The sequence below is a fragment of the Vibrio sabulosilitoris genome, assembly GCF_055391395.1.
Window position 1 is genome coordinate 1,053,262 of record NZ_AP029600.1, and the last position, 24,790, is coordinate 1,078,051.

Here is a 24,790-nt window from a genome sequence, read left to right on the forward strand (position 1 = left end):
TGACGCAATTATACCTTCACTTGAACCACAAAAAAAACCACAAAAAATACTTGACGGTTCAATTGCAGAATTATTAAAAACGAGCCTTGTGAGTATCTCAAAACCCGCTACCCATTGTGACAAAACCGTTTCACCGCCATCGAAGTTATTCACAGGACAAGTTATCCAAAACTTTATCCACCGTTTTTGTGGATAACTAGGCCAGTTTCAGTGGAAGAAATTGCCCTTTTGTGGTGTTTTTTTGTTCAAGCACAATCGTGCGGAGCAATTAATCGTCCATAAAACTGGCGGAACCGCTTGCCCAATCAATGGCATGTCATCAGCCTCAATTCGGTTTTCCTAAATGATAGTTGTCATTAACGCCCTACTTTAAATCCATGTGGCACAATTAACGCTGATAAGACTATTAGTTATTACTCCACTAACATCTGCTGGGATCGCAAAAAATAAGATTACCGGCATGAGCCCATGTAAACGTTACCACTTTAAGTTACTATATGTTCTGCGACGGGATGACAACTCCAGGCGCATCTATGACATTATGGAATCAATCCTTTTACATTTAAGCCAACCACTAACGGTTGGCTTCTTTTTTAAGGTTCGGGTAGCGAGTTTCACTTTGTTCCGAGTAGCGAGTCTTTTTCCGCACCAGACACTCGAATCTCGCCTCTGCCGTTAACCCTTAGTCAACGGCACCAATATCCGCCGCATCCCCCCCTGCACCACCAAGGCCAAGGTCACCATGGTGAGTAAAGGCAGCAGTATCCACACCCATAGATGAGCTTGAGCTGAGAGCTCAAAGCCAAAGGTCATGACACCGGCAACGACCAGCTCGGCGCCAGCAGTTGCAACCAAACTAGCAACGATCGCAATCACCCCATACTCAATCCAGAGTGTCCTGCGCAGGCGGCGCTCACTGGCGCCAAGCGTGCGATAAAGCTGCATCTCGGATTGACGCTCAGCAAGGCTCAGGTTAAGGAGCGTATAAATCAGCAGCATTCCTGCTAGTGCGGCAAGGCCAGCCAATAAGGTGATGGCAGAAACTATCTGTTTAACCAATTGTTGGATCTTCTCACCCATGATGCGAATATCCATTAGGCTGACTGTGGGGTGCTCACGCGACAATTGAATGAACAAGTCGTCGTGTTGCTCTTGGAGGCGGAAACTGACTAAATACGTGGTGGGAATTGAGGCCATTACATCGGGCGTGAAAATAAAGTAGAAGTTTGGCTTCATATCGCGCCATTCAACCGCGCGAATTGAGTTGACCTGTGCGGTAAAGGGCTGAGAGTTGACAACAAACTCAAGGGTATCGCCCAGTTGGATATTGAGTGCGTCGGCCACTTGCTTCTCTACCGACACCCCTCCATTTGAGGTCCATTGCCCCTCTAACACCTCATTGTAATCCGGTAGCGTTTCTGCCCAGGTAAAGTTGAGCTCACGGCGCACGGCGTCAGTGTCAGCACCGGCTCTTTGCTGCTCTTTAGCCGGTTGCTGATTAATAAGCGATAACCGCCCTCGAATGATAGGAAAAGCCTCAGAGCGGTCAATCTGCGCAGAATCAAGCGTATCGATATAGGCCTGTTTCTCATACTCGGCAATATTCAGCGCAAAGGCATTGGGAGCGTTCTCTGGTAGAGTGCGTTGCCAGTCAGCCAGGAGATCGGTACGCACTAGCCACAAGATAGCTAATAGCATCACCGAAAAGGCCAGGCAACCAAACTGCAAGCCGGTCGCAAGCTTATTACGATTGATGCGACTCAGCGCGAGCTGATAAGCAGGCTGACTCGAGACATTTTGCGCACTACTTACTAGGCCAACACTGATTAATCCCAGCGCAATAACCAGCCCAATCAAGCCAAATAGGATCAACCACACCAGCTTATTTGAGGCATAAAGCAATAGAAACGGCACCAGCGGCACCAAGACAAGACCTAAGTGGCGGTAGTTGGCTTGTTGCTCGGTAACCGAAATGACCTGACTGGCCTTGGCATTGAGCAGGCGTAGCAAGGGTATGCCGACGGCTGGCACCGAGATCAAAGCACAAGATAACAGTGCGGTGGCAAATGGCGTGATACCATAGCTCGGCAGCGGTGCCGGCAAGAGGTCTATCAGAGCAAAGCGCAAGCCGTACTCCAAAAGCATACCCAGTAATGTGCCAGTGACTACTGCAATCACGGCAAGCATCAACAGTTGTGTGGCGAGCCAGCGCTGCAGCCACACTCGCGTCGCTCCCATACTTTTCAGCATTGAGACGAGGCGTTCACGTGTACTGACATAATGTTGGCAGGTGAGCACCAGCGTGGTTGCTGCCATCAATATCACCACGACGACGGTTAACGAGAGGAACTGTTGGGTGTTAGCAAACACATCATTGGTACGACTGCCGCTCTCTGTCGTTCGCCAGCGATCGCTTGGCGTTAACTCTATCTTCTCTTGTAACTGCTCAAGCTGTGCACTCGGACCATCGATAAATAATTTGTAGCGCACACGACTACCGGGCTGAATGGCCCCCGTCTGCTCAATCGAACTATGATGGATAAGCGCTGCTGGCATTTGTTGAAATGGATTGAAGCTCAAACCAGGAAATTCGGCGATCCTTCCTGTCACCGTGAGCTCTGCATCACCAACACTGAGTACATCACCTGTATCTATATCCAGTAGTGAGAATAACCGGTCATCAAGCCACAGCTCTCCTGGCTGAACGCGCTCAAAACGTTGCCCATCACGCTCAAGGGTTAAGCTGCCCTGAAGCGGGTAATCACTGCTCACGGCATTGACTGAGATCAGTTGCATCTGGCTGTCGCTAAAGCTCATGGTGGCAAAACGAGTGAGTTCTGTGGTCACCAACTCGGGTTGAGGTGTGATCTGGTCTCGTACTACGTCAGTGATGGGGTTGGAAGACTCAAACACCAAATCTGCGGTTAACGCATCCTTACCCTGCTTAACGATCACTTGCTCTAAGCGAGAGCTTAACGCGGTGAGAGCAAACACACTGGCAAAGATCAGCATCAGCGCCAAAGCGACAATCCATAGCTGACCACTGCGCACTTCACGCCAGCACCACTGGGTCAACAAAAAGCCAGGTTTAGTCGTCTGATTACTCGCCATCGCTGTCTCCCACTATTTTGCCACCCGCTAATTGAATCGTGCGGTCGCAGCGCTCAGCCAAAGCAGGATCATGAGTCACCATCACCAGTGTGGTGCCGTGGCGCTGATTGAGCTCAAACAGCAAATCAATGATCTTCTCGGCCGTGCCTTGGTCAAGGTTGCCAGTTGGCTCATCGGCAAACAGGATCTCAGGCTCAATCATAAACGCTCGCGCCAAGGCAACTCGCTGCTGCTCACCACCTGAAAGTTCATCAGGGGTGTGCGTCATGCGCTGGCCAAGACCCACTTGCTCAAGCAGGAACTTCGCCCGCTGCTCATCAACAGTAATACCTTTGAGTAGGCACGGCAGAGTGACATTTTCTAGTGCCGTCATGCTTGGAATGAGTAGAAAGCTTTGAAAAACAAATCCAACTGAGTGGCTACGCAGCGCTGCGCGCTGCTCTTCGTCCATGGTATCAAGGGATTTGCCCAGTAGTTCTATGCTGCCTGAGCTAGGGAGATCGAGCCCCGCGAGCAAACTCATTAGGGTTGACTTACCCGCGCCTGAGGAGCCAACAATCGCCACGGAGTGTCCCCTGTCGATAGTTAACGAGACATCTTCAAGAATTGTTAATTGCTCTTGTTTGGTTGAAACGATATGGTTGAGGGAACTGGCTTTTATTACGGAAGATGACATGTTCAAACGCTTTTCCTTGTTTATTGTAATGATACTTTCTTGTTCAGTTTCGGCACAAACCCTGCTCGTGGTTGGCGATAGCCTTAGTGCAGGATACCAGATGTCCATCGAACAAGCTTGGCCTTCTTTACTTCCGAATGAGCTTGAAAAACAAGCCCAAGACGTCACTGTGATCAATGCCAGTGTTTCGGGTGACACCTCGGGCAACGGCTTGGCCAAACTGCCTGCACTGCTGACGGAATATGAGCCAACCTCAGTACTGATTGCACTGGGTGCTAATGATGGTTTACGTGGATTTCCTCCTCAGGTATTAAAAAACAACCTACAACAGATGGTTGAAATGATTGAATCGACGGGCGCCAAGGCCATCATGATGCAAATTCGCGTGCCGCCTAATTATGGCAAGCGTTATCAAACCCTGTTTGAAGATGTTTATCCACAACTCGCTGAAGAAGCAAAGGTTGCTCTGATCCCATTCTTCCTCGAGCAAGTGATTTTGAACCAAGAGTGGATGATGGCCGATGGCCTGCACCCCAAACCCGCTGCCCAGCCGTGGATAGCTGAGTTTATCGCAACCAACCTCACACCCTACTTTCCACTTTAATGCCCTAGCGCAATAAATCTCTGATTGGTTTGGTTTAGAGTTTTTTAATCAATGCAGTAACACAGAGGAAGTGCGTTTAATGATAGTTAAGCCTATTATTCAAGGGGTTGTCGCACGCAGTGCTCACCCTCTCGGTTGCCAGCAATCTGTTCTTGAGCAGATTGAGTATGTGAAACATGCACCGCAGCTACCTACTCGAGCAAAACGGGTGCTAATTTTGGGCGCTTCGTCTGGCTTTGGTCTGGCGGCTAGAATCGCACTCGCCTTTGGTGGCCCACAGGCCGACACCATTGGTGTTTCTTTTGAAAAAGCGCCTTCACAGCACAGTAGCGCCAGCGCCGGCTGGTATAACAACCACTACTTTAAAAAACACGCTGAACAAGCAGGACGCATAGCCGTCAACATTACCGGTGATGCCTTCTCGCCCCAACTGCGCGAGCAGGTCATCGAAGCCATCGAAACCTATTTCGAGGGCGAGGTGGATTTGGTCATCTACAGCCTAGCCACTGGCGTGCGGCCAAACTACGCCAGTGACCAACCCGAAAAGTGGCGTAGCGTGATCAAACCGATTGGACAGTCTGTCACCGGGGCGGTGGTCTCGCTTGAAACGGATCAGTGGCTTGCTCAAACCCTTAACCCTGCAACCGAGCAAGAGGTCCAAGATACGATTAAAGTGATGGGTGGCGAGGATTGGGAGAGCTGGATTGATACGCTGATCAACGCAGAATCGATAGCTGAAGGCTGTCAAACCGTGGCATTTTCTTATGTTGGCTCTGAGCTAACCCATCCAATTTATCTCGATGGCACGTTGGGGCAAGCCAAGATTGACCTGCACCAAACCAGCCACTCATTGAACCTTAAACTTGCCAACTTCAATGGTGGCGCCTATGCAGCGGTCTGTAAGGCACTGGTGACCAAAGCGAGCGTCTTTATCCCTGCGTTCACCCCTTATATCCTAGCGCTGTATAAAGTCATGAAACAGCATGGCACCCATGAAGGCTGTATCGAACAGATGCATCGCCTGTTCTCTGAGCAGTTCATGTCTCCATCTGGCACTCATGTCGATGGTCAGCGCTTAATACGCATTGACGATCGCGAGCTAGATGCCACTGTCCAGCAAGAAGTGGCTGAGATTGTCGCGCAAATGAATGGTGATAATTTCACTGAGCTTGGTGATTACCAAGGCTACAAACAGGCATTTATGAACCTCAACGGTTTTGGCTTTGATAACGTCGATTACGATAAACCAATTGACATTAGTGAGTTCCTCACCAACACACAAGCAACTTCCTAAGCAACCTTCGTACTGACTAAGCGAGAGACGAACGTGTTCCCTCCTCGACTCTCGCTTCTCGCCTCTTCTTCACCCTTTATTTTGTCTTAGAAATAAGACATTCCTCAGTATTAAATCCCTTGCAGCAAACTATTGAGTAACCGCTCAAGAATCCGCCTACACTTTAGTGAGCCAAAAAATTATAGGAAAAATGAACCAACTAGCCCTAATCATTCAAGGAAGACACGATGTCTAAAATCGATACATCACAGGTGCCTATCCCCTCCAACACGCAGGCTAGTTGGCAAAATATCGTTAATCTTATCGCTGAGATGATTGATGTACCTTCGGTATTGATCGTGCGGTTCCACAACCAGCAACTCGAAGTGTTCTCATCAAACGACAACCGTGACCATGTGTATCAAAAGGACAACGGTAAAGCGCTTGGGCAAGGGCTTTACAGTGAGACCGTTATCGCTTCGCAGCAAGCCCTGTTGATTGCCGATAGCTTAAGTGACCCTCGTTGGCAAAACACACCTGAGGTCGAGATGGGTATGATCGCCTATCTTGGGTTGCCCATCAGTTGGCCAACCGGAGAGTGTTTTGGCACCTTGTGCGTGTTAGATACAAAAGCCAATCCATTTAGTGATATGTATCGAAAACTTCTGGAAGCGTTTCGCGACTGCCTCGAGTCTCAATTGTCGATGTTGTTCTTAAATGAAAGCCTCAAACTGTCCCAGCAATCTCTGCGTCATCGGATGTCGAACCGAGCAAAAAACATCGCCGAACTCAACTTTTCTCTCAGTGAGGAGATCAGCAAGCGCCAAGCGGCAGAGCGGGCGGTTGAATATCAAAAGTGGCATGACCAAGGCACTGGTTTACTCAATCGTCGAGCTTTAGAGCACGAGCTTAACTCACTCGGTGACGCCGAAACTCAGCATTCCTCGGGATTCACCGCGGTGATCCACATAACCCTAAGTAACGGTCGCCGCTTGCAAACCAAATATGGCTATATCGCTTGGGATGCGACCTTGATGGCATTTGCGCAGCGTATTGAAACTGTTGAGCAAGGTGAGATCATCGTCGGTCGTCCGACATCTAGCGAATTAGTGGTGATCATTCGCTCGGTCTCTGAACCTGCAAGGGTTCACGACTTTTGTCAAAAAGTGCTTGATATTAGCACCGATGAGTTTCGCCTAGATGGACAATCCGTCCATCTCCACTGCCATATTGGCGTCGCGACTTCCCAACACGAGGTAATGGGAACCCCTCTACTTACCCATGCGGCTGAGGCGGCCCTGGCCAGTCGCGATTCTGGACATAAATTTAGTTTCTATCAGCCGACAGATTCCAACACCAGCCATGACCTCAATGTCAAAGAAAGCTATCTGCTTCAGGCGGTAAGAAACGATGATTTACTGCTCTACTTCCAACCTAAGGTCGACCCAACAACCCACCGCTGGATTGGGGCGGAAGCGCTTTTACGCTGGAAGCACCCCGTGCTGGGTGATATCTCTAATGAGGGGCTGATCCGCCTGGCTGAGCAAAACGGCCTGATTTTTGAGGTCGGCAACTTTGTCCTTCGCTCAGCGATTGAAAAAGCCGCTTTATGGGCCGGTCAGTTTGAAAACTTTACCATCGCTGTCAACGTTTCGTCAGTGCAGCTCAAAAGCCCATTATTTGCCCAGCAGGTCGAAGAGTTGCTTGGATGTCACGATCTTCCGGCCCGGTTTATTGAGCTCGAGATCACCGAAGGTGGTTTAATTGCCGATGAAACCTTAGCCAAACAGACGCTGTTTCGACTCAAATCAACTGGAGTCGGCTTATTACTCGATGACTTTGGTACTGGCTACGCCTCCTTTAGTTACCTAAAGAAATTTCCCTTCGATGGCATCAAGGTGGACAAGAGCTTCCTTAACCAAGTAGAGGATAGCTACTACGACAAAGAGATCATTCGCTCTATCATTCACATTGCCAAGAAGTTGGACCTTAAGGTAACGGTGGAAGGTGTCGAAACCAAAGAGCATGAAAGTTTTATCATTCATCATGGCGGTGACGTGGGACAAGGCTATTATTATGGCAAGCCAATGCCGTGCGATGAATTTGAGTATTGCCTTTTGAATCAGAGCCATTCGGGTAATAATTCGCCGCAAATCGAGCCTTGAGCCTTTACTCATTGCCTAGCGGTTTCTATAATCGCCGCCTCCAATGTTCAAGCAAACTAAAAGCCAAGCGAATAAAAAGTTATGGACCACCTAACGGCAATACTTAAGAAAATCGAGCGTCAGAACTACCGCGCTTATCAACAGATCAAAGGTCAGTACGACTTTAAAGACTTCACTTTGCACATCGACCATGTCCAGGGTGACTCTCACGCGTCTGCTTCCCGCCTTCGAGCTATTCGCCCGTGGTCAGTAACCGGCCTAGACAGCTTACGAGCCAAACCACAAAGCTACCAGATAGCGGCACGCGATTTCATTGCCCGCCAGTTCGCCTACTATGCCAAGCAAGAAAACGACATTGATATTGCCCTGACCGGGCAAACCGTGCTCGACAGCACCGCGGTTCTATTCACTGAAGCGGGGATTGAGCTGCGTTTTAGGGTCAACTTACCTGCAGAAGGTCGCACTGTCTTGGGTAAGCGCGCGATCAATCTGCTGACTTTTCATCTGCCTAAATTCATTCGTAAGGCAACCCTAGAGCGTGAGTTAGATATACCCAAGCTTGAAGCACACTGTCAAGTCGTAGAGGACCAAGATGCTCTACGCGAGCAGCTCGAGCAGCACAATCTGATTGCGTTTGTTGCCAATGGTAGTGTCCTGCCACGCTTTGCTGGTAACAGCGACCTGCCGATGCGCGATGCCGTCGCGTTTAACGCGCCAAAGTCACTAGAGGTCACCCTAGACGCGCCGCATAAAGGCTCTGTGACAGGCCTCGGCATTCCTAAAGGTATCACGCTGATTGTTGGTGGTGGTTTCCACGGCAAATCGACTTTGTTGAATGCCGTTGAGCGCTCAATTTACAACCACATCCTTGGTGACGGTCGAGAGTATATTGTCACCAGCCGTGATGCAGTCAAGATCAAGGCTGAGGATGGACGTTGTGTACACAACCTTAACTTGTCCAACTACATCAATCACCTGCCGATGAACAAAGATACAGCCAATTTTTCGACTCAAGATGCATCGGGCTCAACCTCACAGGCCGCTTGGCTGCAAGAGTCCATCGAGGCAGGAGCCACCGCGCTGATGATTGATGAAGATACCTCGGCAACCAACTTTTTGATCCGTGATGAACGCATGCAAGCACTGGTCAGTAAGGGTGATGAGCCAATCACGCCTCTGGTTGATCGCATTGGACAGCTGCATCACTCGTTAGATATTTCATCGATTATCGTTATGGGTGGCTCGGGTGATTATCTTGATGTGGCGGATACGGTGATTCAAATGCATGACTATCAAGCCGTCGATCTCAGCGAAAAGGCTAAAGAGGTTATCGCCCAGCATCCAAGCCAGCGTGTGAACGAGAGTGAAGCCGAGCTTGCCACCTTTAAACCACGCAACTGTAGCCGAGTTGCACTTCAAAAGACCCTAGCGGATGGTAAATACCGTGTGACCGCCAAAGGCACCGATACCCTACGCTTTGGTAAAGAGTTTGTCGATATTCAAGCACTCGAGCAGTTAGAATCGGGCTGTGAAGTGAACGCGATTGGTTGGCTGTTGTTCCAACTAGCCCAGCTGCCTGGTTGGTCATCGTTGCCTGCCAAGGAGATGGCGGAAAGCCTACAAGGCGACTGGTACAAGACAATGCCTATTCAAGGCGACATTGCCAAGCCTCGTGTGATTGATGCCATGGCAACACTCAACCGCCTACGTAAAGCACAGTTTAAGTGATATGAAACAAGCGTAGGTTATCATCATAATTGAGCAGGTTTAGGGGATCGGATACGTTTCGTTCCCCTTTTTGATCTCGGCAGATCCTACGCCAGTCACCTAAACAGCCAGTAAGTAATATTTAGATACAATTTTACAATTCACAGTCTAAACGCATATTGTCTTAAACCGAGAAGAAAATATTATTGATACATCTTCTCAACTTCTTAATGTTTTCCACTATATAAACTTAGTAATAGCCGCCAATTTAATCGCGCAAGCAAATTACCTGATCTTAGAATTATTTGCTAACCAACTACAATTTAACTAGTGTATTTCACTATTGAATATCAATACAAGCTGAACATTATAAATGGCTATTTTAGCCAATTTTATTCTGCTGAACCGCAACTTATATGGGCTATAGGGTCAACCTTAATCAAATCACTTATGCAGCTAAGTTGCTTAATCACTTAGACGTTTAATTCTAATTCAGTGTCTATCGGACAACACCCAATAGCCCTGCTCAAAGGGATTTTGTACAATCGATTTTATTCAAGGTGATAAATTAAATAGTAAGTAAGCTATACCCAAGTGACTCAATCGCATTAGAACAAAGGATCAATTACAAATGAATGTACAAGTAGATGAGCAACTGACCAAAATTACCCAGTCTGTTGGCACCCAGCAGGCAGTTGAAACTGATGTTAACTTTATGAAAAATGGTGATATTGAATCAGAGCTAAAACAGGCTGGATTTAATCAAGCTCAAACAAAAATCATTAGCAAACTAGTCGAAAATAGCAAAGTATCTCGCCGTGAGACTTTTGGTCTATATCTAATGATCATGGTTCTTTCTGTCACATTGGCGATGACAATAGTATAAATTCTATGTCCAAATCACTGGATGTAATGACTATTTAATATAGTGCGTTCCTAGGTATAGATTAGCCTACCCTGGGAACGTATTCGTTTACAATACTCATACCTCAATACCCAAGTTGGCTTGTAATAACCGATACACATAACTTTCGAGGCGACTAAAGTATAGAAAGTTGAATCTACATTAAGTCGATTGAAGGCGCAAAACACTCCAGGCCTGACATAGTTCGCGAAATCGCTGCGAATCACCGTTATCACGGTCGGGGTGCCAACGCAGCGCCAGTTTTCGCCAGCGTTTACTGATATCACGGCGACTTGCCGTCTCATCCAAGCCAAACAGAGCCAACGCCTGCTCCCGCTCGTCAAAACCAGACCAAGTCGTATGGCCCATATGCTCGTTATAGCGTTGCCAAAACTGATCCAGTAGACGTTTAACCTCATGATGATCAGTGTCATAGTGTGACCAATCGCGATAGTAGTCTCTTAATGGGTCATAAGCGTCAATACTCTGCTTACCAAGGTTCGCTTGCAGGCAAATATCCATAGCTTGCACTTGTAGCCATTGTTGTGGGTAGAGCAAGTTTTGTAAGTGATAGAGAGCATTCATCAACAGAAAGTTGCGTTTGAACAGATCTTTTTCACTACACTCATCCAGCTTGGGCATCATGTCTAATTGTTGAAGCCGTTGAGCTAAGGTGTGTACCTTCCAGCCACTATTGTGCTGCTTGATGATCGCGTAAATCGGCCATACTAGTGGGTTGTCCTCAAAGAGTGCCTGGTGAGCAGTGTGGCTATCTTCCATGCCTTGTGTTCTCCATCCATCGAATAGCGCTTACCTCTCTCAAGCATAGTCAAAGACTACGCACTGAAAAACAAACACATAGAGAAAAGTACCTAGGACTAAAGCTCACTTTGAACTGCACTATTTGGTATTTTCCTCAATCCAAGCAAGATAAGGGTTAAACCCATTTACAAAGGGTAACATGACTATCTGGGGTACATCGTAAGCATGAGCTTGTTGAATGGCCTGCTCGACCCGTGTGTAGAGACTGCGCTGAGTTTTGATCACCAACAAAACCTCGTCGTCGTGACAAATCTTGTCCTGCCAAACATAGTGGCTATTCATCGGCAGGGTTTGGATACACGCTGCCAGCTTGTTGTCTAACAACGTTTCAATAATGCCCTGCTCTTTCCCTGGCTCTACGGTGGTGAGCACCATCGCAAACATTGTAGCATCCATTTATAACTCTACCTCTTGAACCTCAACACCAGATTCTGCGAGCACCTCAGCCAAGCTCACTACGAAGCCATGCTTGTCGATATCGACATGAGTGGCAATATCCGAGATAAGCCCGCGACCCTCGACGCAGGTCACGATAGCGGCAGCCACTGGCGTACCTTGCTCAAAAGCTAAATAGAGATCGCAAGGAGCGGCATAGATAATTTGCGAAAGGAACTCGACAATCAACTCTTGGTCGTCGGATGCTGGCCACAAGGTCGATTGAAGCAGGGAAAACATCACGGTGAGGCGATGAAAATCGACTTTGAATATGTTCTCAGCAATGAAGTTAGCTGAGGCAGAGATTTGGTCATAATCAAACAGTTGAGTACTATTGTAGCGACTAAAGTAGAGTTCGCGGCCTTTAAGGCTTTCCTTGGTAGGATAATCAACTTCAACTTGCTGGTGAAGCCAATCATTTTTTGCGGCAACCAGTGCCGAGTGGGTGTCCATTATCTCAATGGTCCTTGTGTTTAACTGATTCGTGTCAAGCATACGCATCAAACGCGCTTCTCTCAAGGCAATTCAGCTGACTTGAGCACAAAACATAAGCTACACTGGGGGAAATAGTACTAAGGACTCTAATATGATTAAAAAACTGATAGTTACCTCCCTTGCTGCCCTTGCCTTAGCGGGCTGTGACAAAAACGAAGTCGGTGATGTGAGCCTGGGTTTGTTCACCATGAAAGACATCAAAATCACCTCTCTTCAAGATGAAATCGTCACTGGGGTAACCTGTCATATTGCGTCAATTGAAGCCAATCTGAGTCTCTCTGATCCCAGCGACAGTTCAATCTCCTGCCGCCAAACCGGAGATATTACCCCCGAAATGATAGAAAACATCAACAAAAGCTCCTCAGGGGAAGTGGTATTCAAAAAATCCAAGAGTATCTTCTTCAAAACCATGAAGGTGCGCCGCATCTACGATGCAAGCAACCAGACCCTACTCTATGTCTCATACACCACCAAAGAAACCAGCGGCAGCTTCAAACACAGCCTCTCAACTGTCCCACTATGGGGCACGCACGCATACTCTAACGAGTAAAGGGGCGAGGTGCGAGGTTCACTTCGTTCCGAGATGCGAGGGGTCATGCACGCGCGAAAGACTCCTCGAACCGTCTTTTAGGGACGAGGTGCAAGGAGTCATCCAAGCGTGAAAAACTACTCGTTCCCCGAAGGGCTCCGCCCGTCCTCGAATCTCGCCCCTTTGTTTTAAGTTCCGAGTTACGAGTAATCATCCACACGCGAAAAACCCCTCGTACCCCGTAGGGCGCAGCCCGTACTCGCACCTCGCAGGCCCCCCAGTCCGTCCTGTTTTTGAGAATATGGCGATGTATTGACCGATATGTCGTTAATCTCTGAGTAATTACTGCAACTACTATGAATTTTTTGTGATAGTATCCACAGCCCGTTTTTTACTACTTCCCGAGAATTATGAAATTCCCAGGCCAACGCAAATCAAAACACTACTTCCCGACTCAATCGCGTGATCCGCTCATGAACCAAATGCATGACGATAAAGCGAAGCTGCACCGCCCTACCATTGTCGGTGTTGGGCAAACTATCGTAGATATTGAAGCGCAAGTTGATGACTCGTTCCTTGAAAAATATAACCTGAGTAAAGGACACTCGCTGGTTGTGGAGCAATCCGTAGCAGATGCCCTGTATGCGGAACTAGTAGAACGTGAACTGATCACCCACCAATTCCCAGGCGACACCATTGGTAACACCCTGCACAACTACTCAGTGTTGGCAGACAGCAAATCGGTTCTTTTGGGTGTGATGTCGAAAAATATTGAGGTTGGCTCTTACGCTTACCGCTATCTGTGCCGCACCTCGTCACGTATGAATCTCAACCACTTGCAAACGGTCGATGGTCCAATTGGTCGCTGCTACACCCTAATCACCTCTTGTGGTGAGCGCACGTTCGCAATCAGCGAGGGCCATATGAACCAGCTTGAGCCAGATAGCGTACCAGAGAGCGTGTTCGAAAAGGCCTCGGCACTTGTTGTGTCGTCTTACTTGATGCGCGGTAAACCAGAAGATCCAATGCCAAAAGCCGTCGCGCGTGCGGTTGAGCTTGCAAAGTCCTACAATGTACCGGTTGTGCTTACCCTTGGCACTAAGTATGTTATTGAAGGTAATGAAGAGTTCTGGCAAAACTACATTCGTGACAATGTCACCATCCTTGCGATGAATGAGGAAGAAGGCCTGGCATTGACCGGTGAAAAAGATCCTCTACTAGCCGCAGATAAAGCGCTGGAGTGGGTTGACCTTGTACTGTGTACTGCAGGCCCAGTTGGCCTTTACATGGCAGGGTACACCGACGAGCAGAATAAGCGAGAAACCGATCACCTGCTGCTTCCAGGTAACATTCCTGAGTTCAACAAGTATGAGTTCAGTCGCGCAATGCGTAAGTCAGATTGTGTCAAGCCGATGAAGGTCTACTCACACATTGGTCCATACCTAGGTGGTCCACTTGAGATCAAAAACACCAATGGTGCAGGTGACGCAGCACTCTCTGCCCTACTGCACGATATGGCGGCGAACCTGTATCACCTGAACAATGTACCAAACTCTTCAAAACACGAAGCACCGTTTTTAACCTACTCTTCGCTGTCACAGATCTGTAAATATGCCAACCGAGTCAGCTACGAGGTACTCACGCAGCACTCTCCACGCCTGACCCGCTCTCTGCCAGAACGAGAGGACAGCTTAGAAGAAGCTTACTGGGATCGTTAATAATGAAGAGCGATTTTCAATACCCGATTGGTGTCGCTGGACAACCATGGGGTGAGAAAGAGCGACGTGAATGGCTCGATAGCCGCAAAGTTCAGCGCCTATATCAAGATGAAGTGGTACCAAAGATCCGTGCCTTAGGTGAGCTATTCACCGTTGAGCAATATGGTGCCCTCTCATACGACCCTAAGCGATTCCCACTGCTGTGCCTTAAGAGCAAGCACTGGGATGAGAGCAAGCCAACAGTGGTGGTGACTGGCGGCGTGCATGGCTATGAGACCAGCGGCGTTCACGGCGCGCTGTTGTTTGCTGAACGTGACGCCGAGCGCTACGAAGCGCAGTTTAACTTTATCATCGCGCCATGTGTTAGCCCTTGGGGCTATGAGGTGATCAATCGCTGGAACCCTAATGCGGTTGATCCGAATCGCTCGTTCTATGCAGATAGCCCAGCAGAAGAATCGGCAGCGCTACGTGCGCTGGTTGGCTCAATTGATGTGCTTGCGCATTTCGACCTTCACGAAACCACCGACTCAGACCAAACGGAGTTCCGCCCAGCTAAAGCGGCGCGTGACGGTCTGGTTAATATCGAAGCTAATATCCCTGATGGTTTTTACACCGTTGGCGATACACTAAACCCACAACCTGAGTTCCAGAAAGCGGTGATCGATTCAGTGCGCCAAGTGACACATATTGCACCAGCTGACGCAAACGGTCAGATCATTGGCTCTGATGTGGTTCAGGAAGGCGTCATCCTCTACCCTATGGTTGAGCTAGGCCTATGTGGTGGTGTGACCAACTGTCAATTTGGTACCACCACCGAAGTCTATCCCGATAGTGCCAAGGTGACGGACGATGAGTGTAATCAAGCTCAAGTCGCGGCAATTATTGGTGGTCTTGACTACCTGATCGCTCACTAGCCTCAATTAATATTCACTGAAAGCCCTAACCTTCGTTAGGGCTTTTTATTGGTTTTTGTATTTATTTAATCTCGGCAAGATAAGCCAGACTCGCTTGTTTCACCTTATCGTTAACCACCACGCTCTCTTTTGACCTCAGATCAAGATAAATAGTAATGCATTGCTCAAGCGCAGAAATCAGCGAGGCTTTTTCCGGCGTAGCAACTGTTTTGGCAAGTTGACGCGCAAACTCTGGCAAGCGCTGCTCAATCTTACGTACCCCAGATGGCGTTAACCCCGCTTGTTGCAAAGCCAGAGGTGAAAGCACCAAACGCAGAGAAGAGATAAATTCTAGGGTTTCAAAATACTCACCACGGGCAATCTTAGTTGCGCCGTAGTGTACCCAAATCCAGAACCGGTCTTCAATCCACTGAGCATCTGGCTGCGGGTAATGCGGCTCTTTGGTTGCAAACACATCACTTAAACAACTTCCACGCTGCCATAACACCTGAGTGTCATCCACCCGCACGGCTGCATCCGGCAGGGAAACAAATTTAAAGTCGACATGCACAGGCTCACTCGCGTTAAATAAAGAGATGATCAGCCTTGGCTCTCCGACATGCTCACCGGTGAAAGCAGCCAGTAAATCTTCAAACTGATTAAGGATATCGAATCGCTGTGCCATGACCTCAGCGTAATCTTGCGGATTAACCGCGATAACAAAATCTAAATCGCTGTATTGATCCATAGAATCTGACGCAAAAGAGCCACTACAACCAATGCCACAAATGCGTGGATCTTGAGATAGCACTGAGACAATGTGCTCTAAAACCGCGTGATGAGAAATCGGAAGGGATTTGGGAAACTTCATTATTTTACCTTTAAATCTGGTTGACGAGTCGCAACTGCTGGTGCGGTAAATTTTACGCAGCATTATAGAATCGCTAAAACTTTCCCAAAAATCAATAACAAATTAAGTGAGCAACCGTGTTCAACATCGCTCCCAACCCATTAAAAGGATATCTAATCTGGTGCTAGTCTACTCAGTACCTTCCAGTGACAAACGGTGGCGAGATTTATTTAGATTAAAGTGAACAAACAAAGCACACACAATTGCACTGGCGACCAATCCCGAGAGCCCTGTATTAAAGAGAATTGCCAAGCAGAAAAGGCTTGCCAAGCCTGCTGCAATACGAGGAATACCGCGTAATAAACGCAAACCAGAGAGGCTGGCTGCAAGGTAGATCAGCACAAACATCGCATTCGCCGTGCCAAGCAATACCTCAAACGAGAGGTCAAGAGTATCACGCAAGATGAGCACGACAGCAATGCTCGCAGAAACGAGTAACAGAGCGACAACAGCTGTTCCTGAAGCACTCTTTTTTCTCAAAAGATGCTCGTCCCCCTGAGATTCAAAAAGACTATACAGCATACGTGCAAAGCTCATTACGTAGAGATTCACCGCACAGAAGCAGCCCAGAAAGCCAAGCAGTGCAACCAACTTATGCCCGATAGATCCTAGCCCGATTTCAGCGAGATGGGTGACCGAGTTGAGATTACTCGCCTCATCCCCATACGCATGGTGAACCAGTACTGCGTAACTGACACAGATGTATAAGCAGGCAGCGGCACCGACCCCGATAGCAACCGCTTTGGGAAAATCTCGCTCAGGGTTATTAAACTCATTTGCAACATGGCAAATCGCTTCAATGCCCACAAAAGACCAAAACATAATCGCGATTGCAGCCCCAAACTTAGTCGTGGAAAAAGCATGGCTAACTTCTCTATCTATCATCGGCGTAGTTTGACCAAGGCTTAGGATTGTCACCAGAAAGATGGTAATTATCAGCCCCCAAGAGATGAAACTCTGCAACCGAGCTGAGGTCTGCAAACGGGCAAAATTCATTGCGGTGATCAACAATAAAATACCCAACTCTAATGATAGTAACGGGATATCTGACCAAGAGATAAGTTGATTCAGATAACTTGCACCAGTAATAAACACCACGGGCGGGCCAATTGGGGCGATGGCGAGATACAGCCACGCGATCGCCTTAGACGCTGGTCGACCAAAGGCATGGCTAACATAATGGGCGGTGCCTCCCTCATGTGGGTATCTTCTTCCCAGACCGGTAAAGGTGATGACAATAGGGATCATCACTAAGATGATGGCCACCCAGCCAAGCAGCGAATAGAGACCGGCTTGTGTTGCAGCTAGCGCTGGAATTATAAGAATACTTGAGCCTAACAATGCTGAGAGAAGTAAATTGGCCCCTTGGAAAATGCTCAGTTTAGCCTTGGTCATGGTTCCATCCTAATGACTGCGTAGGGCGAGCTTATCAAGCACAGATATCGAAAGCGATAAATGCACAACAAAACAGATGCTTATTCTAGTTTGCCGCATAAGCGCAGCATAAACTTGGCTAACAGTCTCTTTTACTATGGACACCAATATTTAGTGGCCTTCCCCGTTCCCCTCTTAAAGGGATTATCTTCACCAACGAGGCACAATATTTACAAGCAATAAACCCGTCAAGATATGACTTGCTATTTAGCTACCATTTATTGGGGTTTACATATCCCTGAAACTGAGCCTTGATAGCTTCCACTACCTCGGACAACACAGGACCGGCAGTTTTCAACTTATTGCTAAAAATAACGTAATCCGTTTGGGCGATTACCTCTCTATAATCAACTTTCAGTGAGATGAGTTGTTGCTTTAACGGAGAGTGGTCCACGACCATGCTAGGCACGACCGCCCAACCACCAGACGTCAGCATAGCAAGCATTTCCTCGTTATTGTTTACAACTAGCCGCTTTGCAGATAATTCTGCGGCGGTTGCAACCGGGGTTTTAAAGTAGCTTTCGAGCATTACCAGCCGGTGCTGCGCAAAAAGATTAACTGAGCAAGGCTGTAATTCTACAAGTTCACAAGCGTGATGAGCATAGACTTCAAATGGCAGGCCGCCTAAGTTGAAGAAATCAATTCCATCAGCAGGTAATGACCGTCCCAAAGATAACGCAAGCCCAACGTCACAACGACCATCGCGCAGGTCGTTGAAGATATCTTCACGCTTACGATACAGCCAGTTCACCTCGGTCAAAGGGAAGGCGTCTTGAATCCACTTGTCTACCGACGCTAAGAGACTTGCCGGTAACACCCCATCGTGACAAATCGTGAGTTGCAGTTCTTCTTTTCGAGCTAAACTTTCAGCACAATTTTGCATATAGTTGAGGTGGTAAATCACTTGCTTAGCTGGGGTGATTAGCTGTTTTCCGGCCAGTGTTAATACTGCCGTCCTGCCCTGCCTCTCAAAAACTTTAATATCAAGATCAATCTCGAGATTAGAAATATGCTGATTGATCGTAGTTCGGTTTTTGCCTAATACCTTAGCGGCCTGGCTAAACGACCCTTCTCTCGCGACAGCGACGAAAGCCTCTATTTGCTCAGCGCTTAAATGTAACATAATGTGTTATTTTGATTGGTTGTAGCACACAAGGGCGACATTACATTTATTTAGCGGTAGATACAATAGTCGGGAATTTAATGCAGTGCTTGAGCACTGTAAAAAAAGCACAAGGCAAACAAAACTATGAAAAAGACCCTTCTTACCACGCTGATAACCCTCTATACAGGCTCGGTGTTCGCTAATGCAGATAGTATCTATTTTGGTGGTGATATCTTAACCATGAATGATGCCCAGCCAACGGCACAAGCCGTCGCAGTTAAAGATGGTAATATCATCGCGGTGGGCGATTTCAACTCAATCAAACAAGAGCACAAAGTTGCGGCAACTAGCATGGTCGACCTTGATGGCCGTACCCTGCTACCTGGGTTTATCGACTCTCATGGCCACCTTTTCCTCTCAGCAATTAAAAGTATATTCGTTGATATGGACCCGGCTCCTGCTAGTAATGTGAGAAATATTGGCGATATCCAGCGTAACTTCAGTTTAGAGTTGGCTAAAAGAGCAAAAGAGGGCAAGGATGATGACCGCATGCTAATCGGCTGGGGCTATGACCATGCGATGCTTGAAGAAGGTCGCCACCCTACTCGACATGATTTGGATAAGATCTCAACCGACAAACCCATCATGTTGATTCATTTCTCTGCACACCAAGTGGTCGCTAATACTAAGCTACTTGAGATCGCAGGCATTAGCGCTGAAACCGAAAACCCTGACGGCGGCGTGATCCAACGTGAGGAAGATGGCAAGACACCAAATGGCATCCTGGAAGAGTACGCGTCAAAAATCGTTATGATTCCTGCGCTATTGTCGATCGGCTACCCAGATGCAGAGGCGCTGCCTGAAAATTTTGTTCCAGCCGCTATCGCCCAGGCATCATTGAATATCCTAGAAGAGTATAAGTCACAAGGTTTTACCACGGCAACGGATGCGGGCACTGGAGTTGATGCTCACGAGCTTTACAAAAATATGGCCAGCCAAGGTGCTCTGGATATCGATGTGGGTATTATGCCAATGTACTTCCAAGCTGGCCCAGAGCTGTTGGCCGAGTTGTACTCACCAAGCTATGACAACCACTATCGTGTAATGGGAGGCAAGATCGGCCTGGATGGCGGCAGCCCTGGTCGCACGGCCTACCTACGTACGCCGTATACAGAGCAGTTACAAGGTGAAGAGGACTACCGCGGTTACCCAATCATGACTGATGAGAAGATCACCGAGTTCATGATGGATATGTTTGAGCACGATGTTCCAGCATTCGTCCATGCCCTGGGTGACGCAGCGGTTGACCAGGCGATTAACGCGATTTCAGCAGCCGAAGAGGCGTACCCGAACAAGCCTCATCGTACCCAGTTGATCCACCTTCAACAGGTACAAGACGACCAATTCAAGGCAATGCAAGATCTCGATGTGACCCTGACCTATCAGATGGCGCACTCGTTCTACTTTGCTGATTTCCATGCTAAACACATCTACGGACCCGAGCGAACTAAAAGGCTAAATCCGGTTCAAAGTGGCATTAATTACGGCTTCTCAACCACGATTCACCACGACGCACCCGTGCACCCAATCGATCAGTTTACCCTGATTTGGTCGGCGGTTAACCGGACCAGCCGCAGTGGAAAAGTATGGGGAGAAGAAGAGCGTATTAGTGTCATGGACGCGCTAAAAGCCTCGACGATCAACGCGGCTTATCAGTTCAAAGAGGAAGATATTAAAGGCTCTCTAGAGGTAGGTAAAATGGCGGACATGATCATCATTGACCAAAACCCGCTTGAGATTGACCCACAAGCCCTGAAAGATCTTAAGGTGCTTGAGACCATCAAAGAAGGTCAGTCAGTTTACCTGGCTAAATAGTTAAGCAATTAACTTCGACTATGAAAAAAGCTACTGGACTTCCAGTAGCTTTTTTTGTGTAACTCAACCAAACAGTATTGTTTGCACTACGCCCGAATTTTACAACAGTCGGTTCTTATACTGCTCTGGGGTTTGACCCGAATACTTCTTGAACATACTAATAAACGGACTGGCTTGGTTATAGCCTAGTGTCAGTGCCACCTCTTTGACCGAATGCCCTTTACGCAGCAACTCCATCGAAAACAGGTAACGCACCCGCAGACGCCACTCGGTAAAGCTCATGCCAAGCTCGGTTTGGCAATGGCGCGCTAGGGTGCGCTCAGTGGTGTGGACTTTCTCTGCCCACATAGACAATGAAGTATCGTCGGTTGGGTTCTCCTCAACGTGAGCGAGAATTTTGGCCAAATACTTATTGTCGGTACTTGGCAGAAAATGATGCTCAATATCGCTGGCGGCTAATTGATCAAGTAGCACCTGAACCAGGCGCTGATCTTGCTCGGATTCTGCAACGTTAACGCCACGTTGGCGAAAGTCCTCAATAATGGCGTCGATGATTGGAGTGACTTTTAGCAGGCTAGTTTGCGCTGGCAGACCTTGCGCTAGGCTCGGCGAGATATTGAGTGAGCAGTATTCGAGTGGTTTACGGTTATAGCTGCAGTGGCGCACGCCTGCAGGTACCCATATTGCGAGGTGAGGCGGAGCTAGGAATCGAGTATCTTCAGCGTCCATCTCTAAGATCCCGCCACTGATCAACTGAATCTGCCCCCAAGGGTGAGAGTGAACTCGGGTCTCAGTATTGGAGAGGAAAGCCTCAAAGTTCATAAATACATCTGAAGGCGCTTTATCGATAGCGAGAGACGGATGTAGGTTGCGAGCATTTTTTTTCATTCGATTCCTTGAGTTACATGGCGATGTCGCGCCAGTTCAGCAAGATACCCTTTATTCACCCGTTGGGTAAAGCAAAAATGTGCGTTCTTGATCATACCTGACCACGCTTGGTGACATTTCACTCAACCACGATATTGCTAGCAGTATCTCGACGTCTATTCCGCGATACACGGATCGCAAGGCCAATAAACGCACTGATCATCAGAGCCAAGCTGCCCATCAAGAAATATTTAGTCAACACTTCTTGGTACTCTGCAACAACAGGGTGCTGCATCACCCAACTACCGACACACAGCAGTGCTAACGTCCAGGTAAACGAACTGGTCATACTAATGAGCGCTGTGCGGGTAATACTAAGGCGAGAGACCCCCATGAGCATAGGTGTTAGGACGCGCACAAACGGGATAAAACGTGAGCCAAACAGAGATAAAAAGCCATAGCGCTCTAGCAAATCACTCGCACGTGACAATGCGCCATCGGGAAGCGTCGATTCCACCTTAGCCATAAAGCGCGTGTCACTGAGCCAGCGCCCTTGCAAATAGCCAATCACACTGCCACTACCTGCAGCGAAGGCTAAGACAAATAACGCGACGTGAAAATCAATCGCGCCGATACCGACAAGACCGCCAACGAATAACACCAGACCGTCGCCAGGCAAAGGCAAAAATACGAAGCTCGACTCAAGAAATAAGATCAGGGCTAACAACAACAGTAGAGCGTGTAACGAATCAAACTCCAATAATGTATCAAAGTCTTGGACTAAGATGGCCGTTAACATCTCTTGCACGGTTGTTCTCCTTATGTAGCGCGAGCGCTCATTGCCGGCTGCTGGAATTACCGAGGACATTGAGCGAGATTACCGTTTATTCTAGAGAAAAAGCTCCACTAACTCTTTGGCTAATTTGTAACGACCTGTGATGATTGATAAGCAACTCTTACCAATGCGCGATTTTGTTACCATTCGTTTAGTCCACGTCATGAGTGGGTTTAAACTGTGTCAGCTGTAGCACGAGCTATTTTGTCTCTCCATCACCCACAATGTCGGTTTGCAGATACATGCAAATCATTCGACATGAGAAACTAACGACATTCTCCCCTACTTCCTAGGCTGTTATGGTTTATTTGTTACCGCTGATCACCGTTATTATTTGGGCAGGCAATTCTATCGTCAATAAGATGGCGGCCACCGCCATTGAGCCCAGTGCCATGAGCTTCTATCGCTGGCTGGTGGCGATGGTTATTTTGTCGCCTTTTTGCCTGCCACAAGCCATCAAGCAGCGTAAAGTGATCACAAAACATATCGGTAAACTGGCCATACTGGCGGGCCTAGGCATGGTGTTGAATCAATCACTAGGCTATTACGCAGGCCTGACAACCACAGCGTCTAACATGGCGTTAATTACATCTTTGGTACCACTGCTGAGTGTGTTTCTTAGCGTGCCTTTGCTAGGCAAAGCTATCTCACCTTTGAGTGTGGTAGGCGGTATCTTGTCACTCTCAGGCTTAGCCTTGATGCTAGGACAAGGTGACGTGCTGTTCTTTATGCGTCAATCGGTTACTCAAGGTGATGGTTTGATGGTGCTGGCCGCTGTGGTTTATGCCACTTACTGTGTCTTACTCAAGCGTTGGCAACTGCCGCTGAGTAACTGGACCATGATCTATACCCAAGGTGTTTTGGCGGTACTTCTGCTCACGCCTTTGTGGCTGACTAGCGAGCAATTAATGCCTACCCAAGCCTCACTACCATTAATTGCCTACGCAGGCGTCCTCGCGTCTGCATTAACACCATGGATGTGGGTCACCGCAATTAAAAAGCTCGGCGCCGATTCAACCGCGATGTTTATGAATTTGCTACCGGTTTTCGCATTGGCCATGGCGGCGGTGCTGCTTGATGAGGTGATCGATACCTATCATTTGATGGGAGGGCTGCTAGTGATTGGTGGCGTATTGCTGGCGCAAGTTAAACCACACCTGTGGCCGCGCCGCAAGACAGCGCAGCCCGTCAATAGCTAACCTTATTGCGTGATCTCAACATCGGTTTCAGGAATACAGCAACATGCGAGAGCAAAGCCTTGCTCTCGCTCTTGATCGGTGATGGCGGGTGCTTGTGGCTGTTTCACACTGCCCGACGTCACCTTGACTTTACAAGCACCACATAAACCTGAACGGCAGCTGCTGCGGATTTTAATGTCTTGCGCTTCTGCTTGGCTGAGCAGCGTCTCCTGATCGTTACCCTGGATCTGCTGGCCATCAATGGTAAGCTGCAGCTGTTTCTTTACCGCCACGCTGCTGTTTTGGTCGATATACTCCACCGCTGGTTGTGTTTCGAGTACCTCAACCCTTGCACCGCTTTCAATAATACCTTCATTCAGCGCACGCACATTCTGGCCAAAGAACACCTGCCCAAATTCATTAGCGCGGAACTGACTCAAGGTTTTAAGCGGCTCACGATTTTCACGTCGCTTGCCCGTCTCCGTCTCAACCGTAGTTAGGATACAGCGCTCACAAGGTTTCATTATCTCAAACTCAACCTCACCAATGCGAATTCGCTTCCAGTTGTCCTCAGCAAACGCCTCACAACCAGAGACAACCAAATTCGGACGAAACTGCGCCATCTTGTGCTCTTCGCTACTACGAGCGTTGAGCGCATCAAGCGAGCCCTGTGAGATAATTAGCAAAGGGTATCCATCGGCAAAGCTAACATTATGACCAAGCTTTTCGCGTGTGCGGTTTGACTGTTCACCGGTATACAAAAGTTCAACGTCCTGATCCAAAAGATCGCTAAACCACTCGTCCGCCTTCTCATCCACTTTATAAGCGGTGAACTCATCGCTCCACACGGTTGCGTCTGTAGGCTGCATTGAGAAATCGTTGTAACTCAGTTGCAGGGCCGGTCGACCAGGGTAGCCCAGAACTAAACCTGTCGCGGTCAGGGCCGCCTTAACCAGTACCAATTGAGGATACTTACGCGCAGTCACCATCACACCATCATGACTGGCGAGCATCAGTCTGCGGTCGAAGGCCAATCCCTGCTTTTCAACCCAGGCGCTGGATAGCTCGATGCCTCGAATCGATTTAACCGGGAAAATATGAATGCCAGACAGGTGGGTATCTTGACGATTTTGCTCATTTTGCATGATGGGGTCCATGTATTGTGTTATGCATTCACGCTATCACCAAGACCAAGGTATCTCAAGTGAGATGCAGTCATTTGGCCAAGCCTTATCCATGTTTGACAGTTGATCT

The 24,790-nt window shown here is 48.2% G+C and carries 21 protein-coding genes; 10 read left to right on the forward strand and 11 right to left on the reverse strand.

Features of this window, described 5'->3' with window-relative positions; all coding sequences use genetic code 11:
* Positions 1–675: 675 nt before the first annotated feature.
* Positions 676–3,111 carry an ABC transporter permease gene (locus ACZ5R2_RS20235; protein ID WP_464902822.1) on the reverse strand — a complete coding sequence of 812 codons (2,436 nt, stop codon included), beginning with the start codon at positions 3,109–3,111 and terminating at the stop codon, positions 676–678.
* Complete coding sequence (locus tag ACZ5R2_RS20240; RefSeq protein WP_464902821.1) at positions 3,101–3,787, reverse strand: ABC transporter ATP-binding protein; 687 nt, start codon at positions 3,785–3,787, stop codon at positions 3,101–3,103. The genes ACZ5R2_RS20235 and ACZ5R2_RS20240 overlap by 11 nt, the downstream gene beginning before the upstream one ends.
* On the opposite strand from ACZ5R2_RS20240, the gene ACZ5R2_RS20245 reads away from it, so the two are divergent.
* From ACZ5R2_RS20245 to ACZ5R2_RS20265, 5 genes are all read left to right on the forward strand, one after another.
* On the forward strand, positions 3,786–4,391 hold the full coding sequence (locus ACZ5R2_RS20245; protein WP_464902820.1) for an arylesterase: 606 nt from the start codon (positions 3,786–3,788) through the stop codon (positions 4,389–4,391). The two genes, ACZ5R2_RS20240 and ACZ5R2_RS20245, sit on opposite strands and share 2 nt — an antisense overlap.
* A 79-nt stretch (positions 4,392–4,470) precedes the next feature.
* A complete protein-coding gene (gene fabV / locus ACZ5R2_RS20250) occupies positions 4,471–5,685 on the forward strand; it encodes an enoyl-ACP reductase FabV (RefSeq protein ID WP_464902819.1) in 1,215 nt (404 codons plus the stop codon).
* Positions 5,686–5,912: 227 nt separating this feature from the next.
* Positions 5,913–7,829, forward strand: coding sequence for a putative bifunctional diguanylate cyclase/phosphodiesterase (locus tag ACZ5R2_RS20255; protein ID WP_464902818.1), 1,917 nt, complete (start codon positions 5,913–5,915; stop codon positions 7,827–7,829).
* Positions 7,830–7,910: 81 nt separating this feature from the next.
* Positions 7,911–9,557, forward strand: a complete 1,647-nt coding sequence (locus ACZ5R2_RS20260; RefSeq protein WP_464902817.1) for a P-loop domain-containing protein — start codon at positions 7,911–7,913, stop codon at positions 9,555–9,557.
* A 610-nt stretch (positions 9,558–10,167) separates the two neighbouring features.
* Positions 10,168–10,422, forward strand: coding sequence for a hypothetical protein (locus ACZ5R2_RS20265; RefSeq protein ID WP_464902816.1), 255 nt, complete (start codon positions 10,168–10,170; stop codon positions 10,420–10,422).
* A gap of 180 nt (positions 10,423–10,602) precedes the next feature.
* On the opposite strand, the gene ACZ5R2_RS20270 is transcribed toward ACZ5R2_RS20265, so the two are convergent.
* The 3 genes from ACZ5R2_RS20270 to ACZ5R2_RS20280 all read right to left on the reverse strand — a co-directional run bounded on the left by ACZ5R2_RS20270 (position 10,603) and on the right by ACZ5R2_RS20280 (position 12,150).
* Positions 10,603–11,220, reverse strand: a complete 618-nt coding sequence (locus tag ACZ5R2_RS20270) for a DNA-J related domain-containing protein (protein WP_464902815.1) — start codon at positions 11,218–11,220, stop codon at positions 10,603–10,605.
* Positions 11,221–11,340: 120 nt separating this feature from the next.
* Positions 11,341–11,658 (reverse strand): divalent-cation tolerance protein CutA, encoded by a 318-nt coding sequence (gene cutA / locus ACZ5R2_RS20275; RefSeq protein ID WP_464902814.1) that lies wholly within the window; start codon positions 11,656–11,658, stop codon positions 11,341–11,343.
* The gene (locus tag ACZ5R2_RS20280; protein ID WP_464902813.1) at positions 11,659–12,150 is read right to left on the reverse strand and encodes a flavodoxin; all 492 of its coding nucleotides are present in this window, start codon (positions 12,148–12,150) and stop codon (positions 11,659–11,661) included.
* A 133-nt stretch (positions 12,151–12,283) separates the two neighbouring features.
* Between ACZ5R2_RS20280 and ACZ5R2_RS20285 the strand changes: the two genes are divergently transcribed.
* The 3 genes from ACZ5R2_RS20285 (at position 12,284) to ACZ5R2_RS20295 (ending at position 15,353) form a co-directional block, all read left to right on the forward strand.
* On the forward strand, positions 12,284–12,742 hold the full coding sequence (locus ACZ5R2_RS20285) for a CreA family protein (protein ID WP_464902812.1): 459 nt from the start codon (positions 12,284–12,286) through the stop codon (positions 12,740–12,742).
* Between the two features lie 389 nt (positions 12,743–13,131).
* Entirely contained in the window at positions 13,132–14,439 is a 1,308-nt protein-coding gene (locus ACZ5R2_RS20290) for an inosine/guanosine kinase (RefSeq protein WP_464902811.1), read from the forward strand.
* Positions 14,440–14,441: 2 nt separating this feature from the next.
* On the forward strand, positions 14,442–15,353 hold the full coding sequence (locus ACZ5R2_RS20295) for a M14 family metallopeptidase (RefSeq protein WP_464902810.1): 912 nt from the start codon (positions 14,442–14,444) through the stop codon (positions 15,351–15,353).
* A gap of 61 nt (positions 15,354–15,414) precedes the next feature.
* Here ACZ5R2_RS20295 and ACZ5R2_RS20300 read toward each other — a convergent pair whose 3' ends face one another.
* The 3 genes from ACZ5R2_RS20300 to ACZ5R2_RS20310 all read right to left on the reverse strand — a co-directional run bounded on the left by ACZ5R2_RS20300 (position 15,415) and on the right by ACZ5R2_RS20310 (position 18,799).
* Positions 15,415–16,203, reverse strand: a complete 789-nt coding sequence (locus ACZ5R2_RS20300) for an oxalate:formate antiporter (RefSeq protein ID WP_464902809.1) — start codon at positions 16,201–16,203, stop codon at positions 15,415–15,417.
* 168 nt (positions 16,204–16,371) lie between these two features.
* Positions 16,372–17,637 carry an L-methionine/branched-chain amino acid transporter gene (yjeH, locus tag ACZ5R2_RS20305; RefSeq protein ID WP_464902808.1) on the reverse strand — a complete coding sequence of 422 codons (1,266 nt, stop codon included), beginning with the start codon at positions 17,635–17,637 and terminating at the stop codon, positions 16,372–16,374.
* Between the two features lie 250 nt (positions 17,638–17,887).
* A complete protein-coding gene (locus tag ACZ5R2_RS20310) occupies positions 17,888–18,799 on the reverse strand; it encodes a LysR family transcriptional regulator (RefSeq protein WP_464902807.1) in 912 nt (303 codons plus the stop codon).
* A gap of 126 nt (positions 18,800–18,925) precedes the next feature.
* On the opposite strand from ACZ5R2_RS20310, the gene ACZ5R2_RS20315 reads away from it, so the two are divergent.
* Positions 18,926–20,656, forward strand: coding sequence for an amidohydrolase (locus ACZ5R2_RS20315; RefSeq protein ID WP_464902806.1), 1,731 nt, complete (start codon positions 18,926–18,928; stop codon positions 20,654–20,656).
* Between the two features lie 99 nt (positions 20,657–20,755).
* Here ACZ5R2_RS20315 and ACZ5R2_RS20320 read toward each other — a convergent pair whose 3' ends face one another.
* Positions 20,756–21,544: an AraC family transcriptional regulator gene (locus ACZ5R2_RS20320; protein WP_464902805.1), complete on the reverse strand. Its 789-nt coding sequence runs from the start codon at positions 21,542–21,544 to the stop codon at positions 20,756–20,758.
* A gap of 118 nt (positions 21,545–21,662) precedes the next feature.
* Positions 21,663–22,322 carry a DedA family protein gene (locus ACZ5R2_RS20325; RefSeq protein ID WP_464903658.1) on the reverse strand — a complete coding sequence of 220 codons (660 nt, stop codon included), beginning with the start codon at positions 22,320–22,322 and terminating at the stop codon, positions 21,663–21,665.
* A gap of 335 nt (positions 22,323–22,657) precedes the next feature.
* Between ACZ5R2_RS20325 and ACZ5R2_RS20330 the strand changes: the two genes are divergently transcribed.
* Complete coding sequence (locus ACZ5R2_RS20330; RefSeq protein WP_464902804.1) at positions 22,658–23,557, forward strand: DMT family transporter; 900 nt, start codon at positions 22,658–22,660, stop codon at positions 23,555–23,557.
* A 2-nt stretch (positions 23,558–23,559) separates the two neighbouring features.
* On the opposite strand, the gene ACZ5R2_RS20335 is transcribed toward ACZ5R2_RS20330, so the two are convergent.
* Positions 23,560–24,681 (reverse strand): YcbX family protein, encoded by a 1,122-nt coding sequence (locus tag ACZ5R2_RS20335; protein WP_464919444.1) that lies wholly within the window; start codon positions 24,679–24,681, stop codon positions 23,560–23,562.
* Positions 24,682–24,790: the final 109 nt, after the last annotated feature.

Bases quoted from the DNA above. Each gene is read 5' to 3' on its own strand.
- ACZ5R2_RS20300 (WP_464902809.1), bottom strand. From the start codon at position 16,203: ATGAAGTTTCCCAAATCCCTTCCGATTTCTCATCACGCGGTTTTAGAG.
- yjeH (WP_464902808.1), bottom strand. From the start codon at position 17,637: ATGACCAAGGCTAAACTGAGCATTTTCCAAGGGGCCAATTTACTTCTC.
- ACZ5R2_RS20280 (WP_464902813.1), bottom strand. From the start codon at position 12,150: ATGGACACCCACTCGGCACTGGTTGCCGCAAAAAATGATTGGCTTCAC.
- ACZ5R2_RS20245 (WP_464902820.1), top strand. From the start codon at position 3,786: ATGTTCAAACGCTTTTCCTTGTTTATTGTAATGATACTTTCTTGTTCA.
- ACZ5R2_RS20270 (WP_464902815.1), bottom strand. From the start codon at position 11,220: ATGGAAGATAGCCACACTGCTCACCAGGCACTCTTTGAGGACAACCCA.
- ACZ5R2_RS20260 (WP_464902817.1), top strand. From the start codon at position 7,911: ATGGACCACCTAACGGCAATACTTAAGAAAATCGAGCGTCAGAACTAC.
- ACZ5R2_RS20265 (WP_464902816.1), top strand. From the start codon at position 10,168: ATGAATGTACAAGTAGATGAGCAACTGACCAAAATTACCCAGTCTGTT.
- fabV (WP_464902819.1), top strand. From the start codon at position 4,471: ATGATAGTTAAGCCTATTATTCAAGGGGTTGTCGCACGCAGTGCTCAC.
- ACZ5R2_RS20235 (WP_464902822.1), bottom strand. From the start codon at position 3,111: ATGGCGAGTAATCAGACGACTAAACCTGGCTTTTTGTTGACCCAGTGG.
- ACZ5R2_RS20295 (WP_464902810.1), top strand. From the start codon at position 14,442: ATGAAGAGCGATTTTCAATACCCGATTGGTGTCGCTGGACAACCATGG.
- ACZ5R2_RS20310 (WP_464902807.1), bottom strand. From the start codon at position 18,799: ATGTTACATTTAAGCGCTGAGCAAATAGAGGCTTTCGTCGCTGTCGCG.
- ACZ5R2_RS20320 (WP_464902805.1), bottom strand. From the start codon at position 21,544: ATGAAAAAAAATGCTCGCAACCTACATCCGTCTCTCGCTATCGATAAA.
- ACZ5R2_RS20240 (WP_464902821.1), bottom strand. From the start codon at position 3,787: ATGTCATCTTCCGTAATAAAAGCCAGTTCCCTCAACCATATCGTTTCA.
- ACZ5R2_RS20325 (WP_464903658.1), bottom strand. From the start codon at position 22,322: ATGTTAACGGCCATCTTAGTCCAAGACTTTGATACATTATTGGAGTTT.
- ACZ5R2_RS20290 (WP_464902811.1), top strand. From the start codon at position 13,132: ATGAAATTCCCAGGCCAACGCAAATCAAAACACTACTTCCCGACTCAA.
- ACZ5R2_RS20315 (WP_464902806.1), top strand. From the start codon at position 18,926: ATGAAAAAGACCCTTCTTACCACGCTGATAACCCTCTATACAGGCTCG.
- ACZ5R2_RS20330 (WP_464902804.1), top strand. From the start codon at position 22,658: ATGGTTTATTTGTTACCGCTGATCACCGTTATTATTTGGGCAGGCAAT.
- ACZ5R2_RS20285 (WP_464902812.1), top strand. From the start codon at position 12,284: ATGATTAAAAAACTGATAGTTACCTCCCTTGCTGCCCTTGCCTTAGCG.
- ACZ5R2_RS20255 (WP_464902818.1), top strand. From the start codon at position 5,913: ATGTCTAAAATCGATACATCACAGGTGCCTATCCCCTCCAACACGCAG.
- cutA (WP_464902814.1), bottom strand. From the start codon at position 11,658: ATGGATGCTACAATGTTTGCGATGGTGCTCACCACCGTAGAGCCAGGG.
- ACZ5R2_RS20335 (WP_464919444.1), bottom strand. From the start codon at position 24,681: ATGCAAAATGAGCAAAATCGTCAAGATACCCACCTGTCTGGCATTCAT.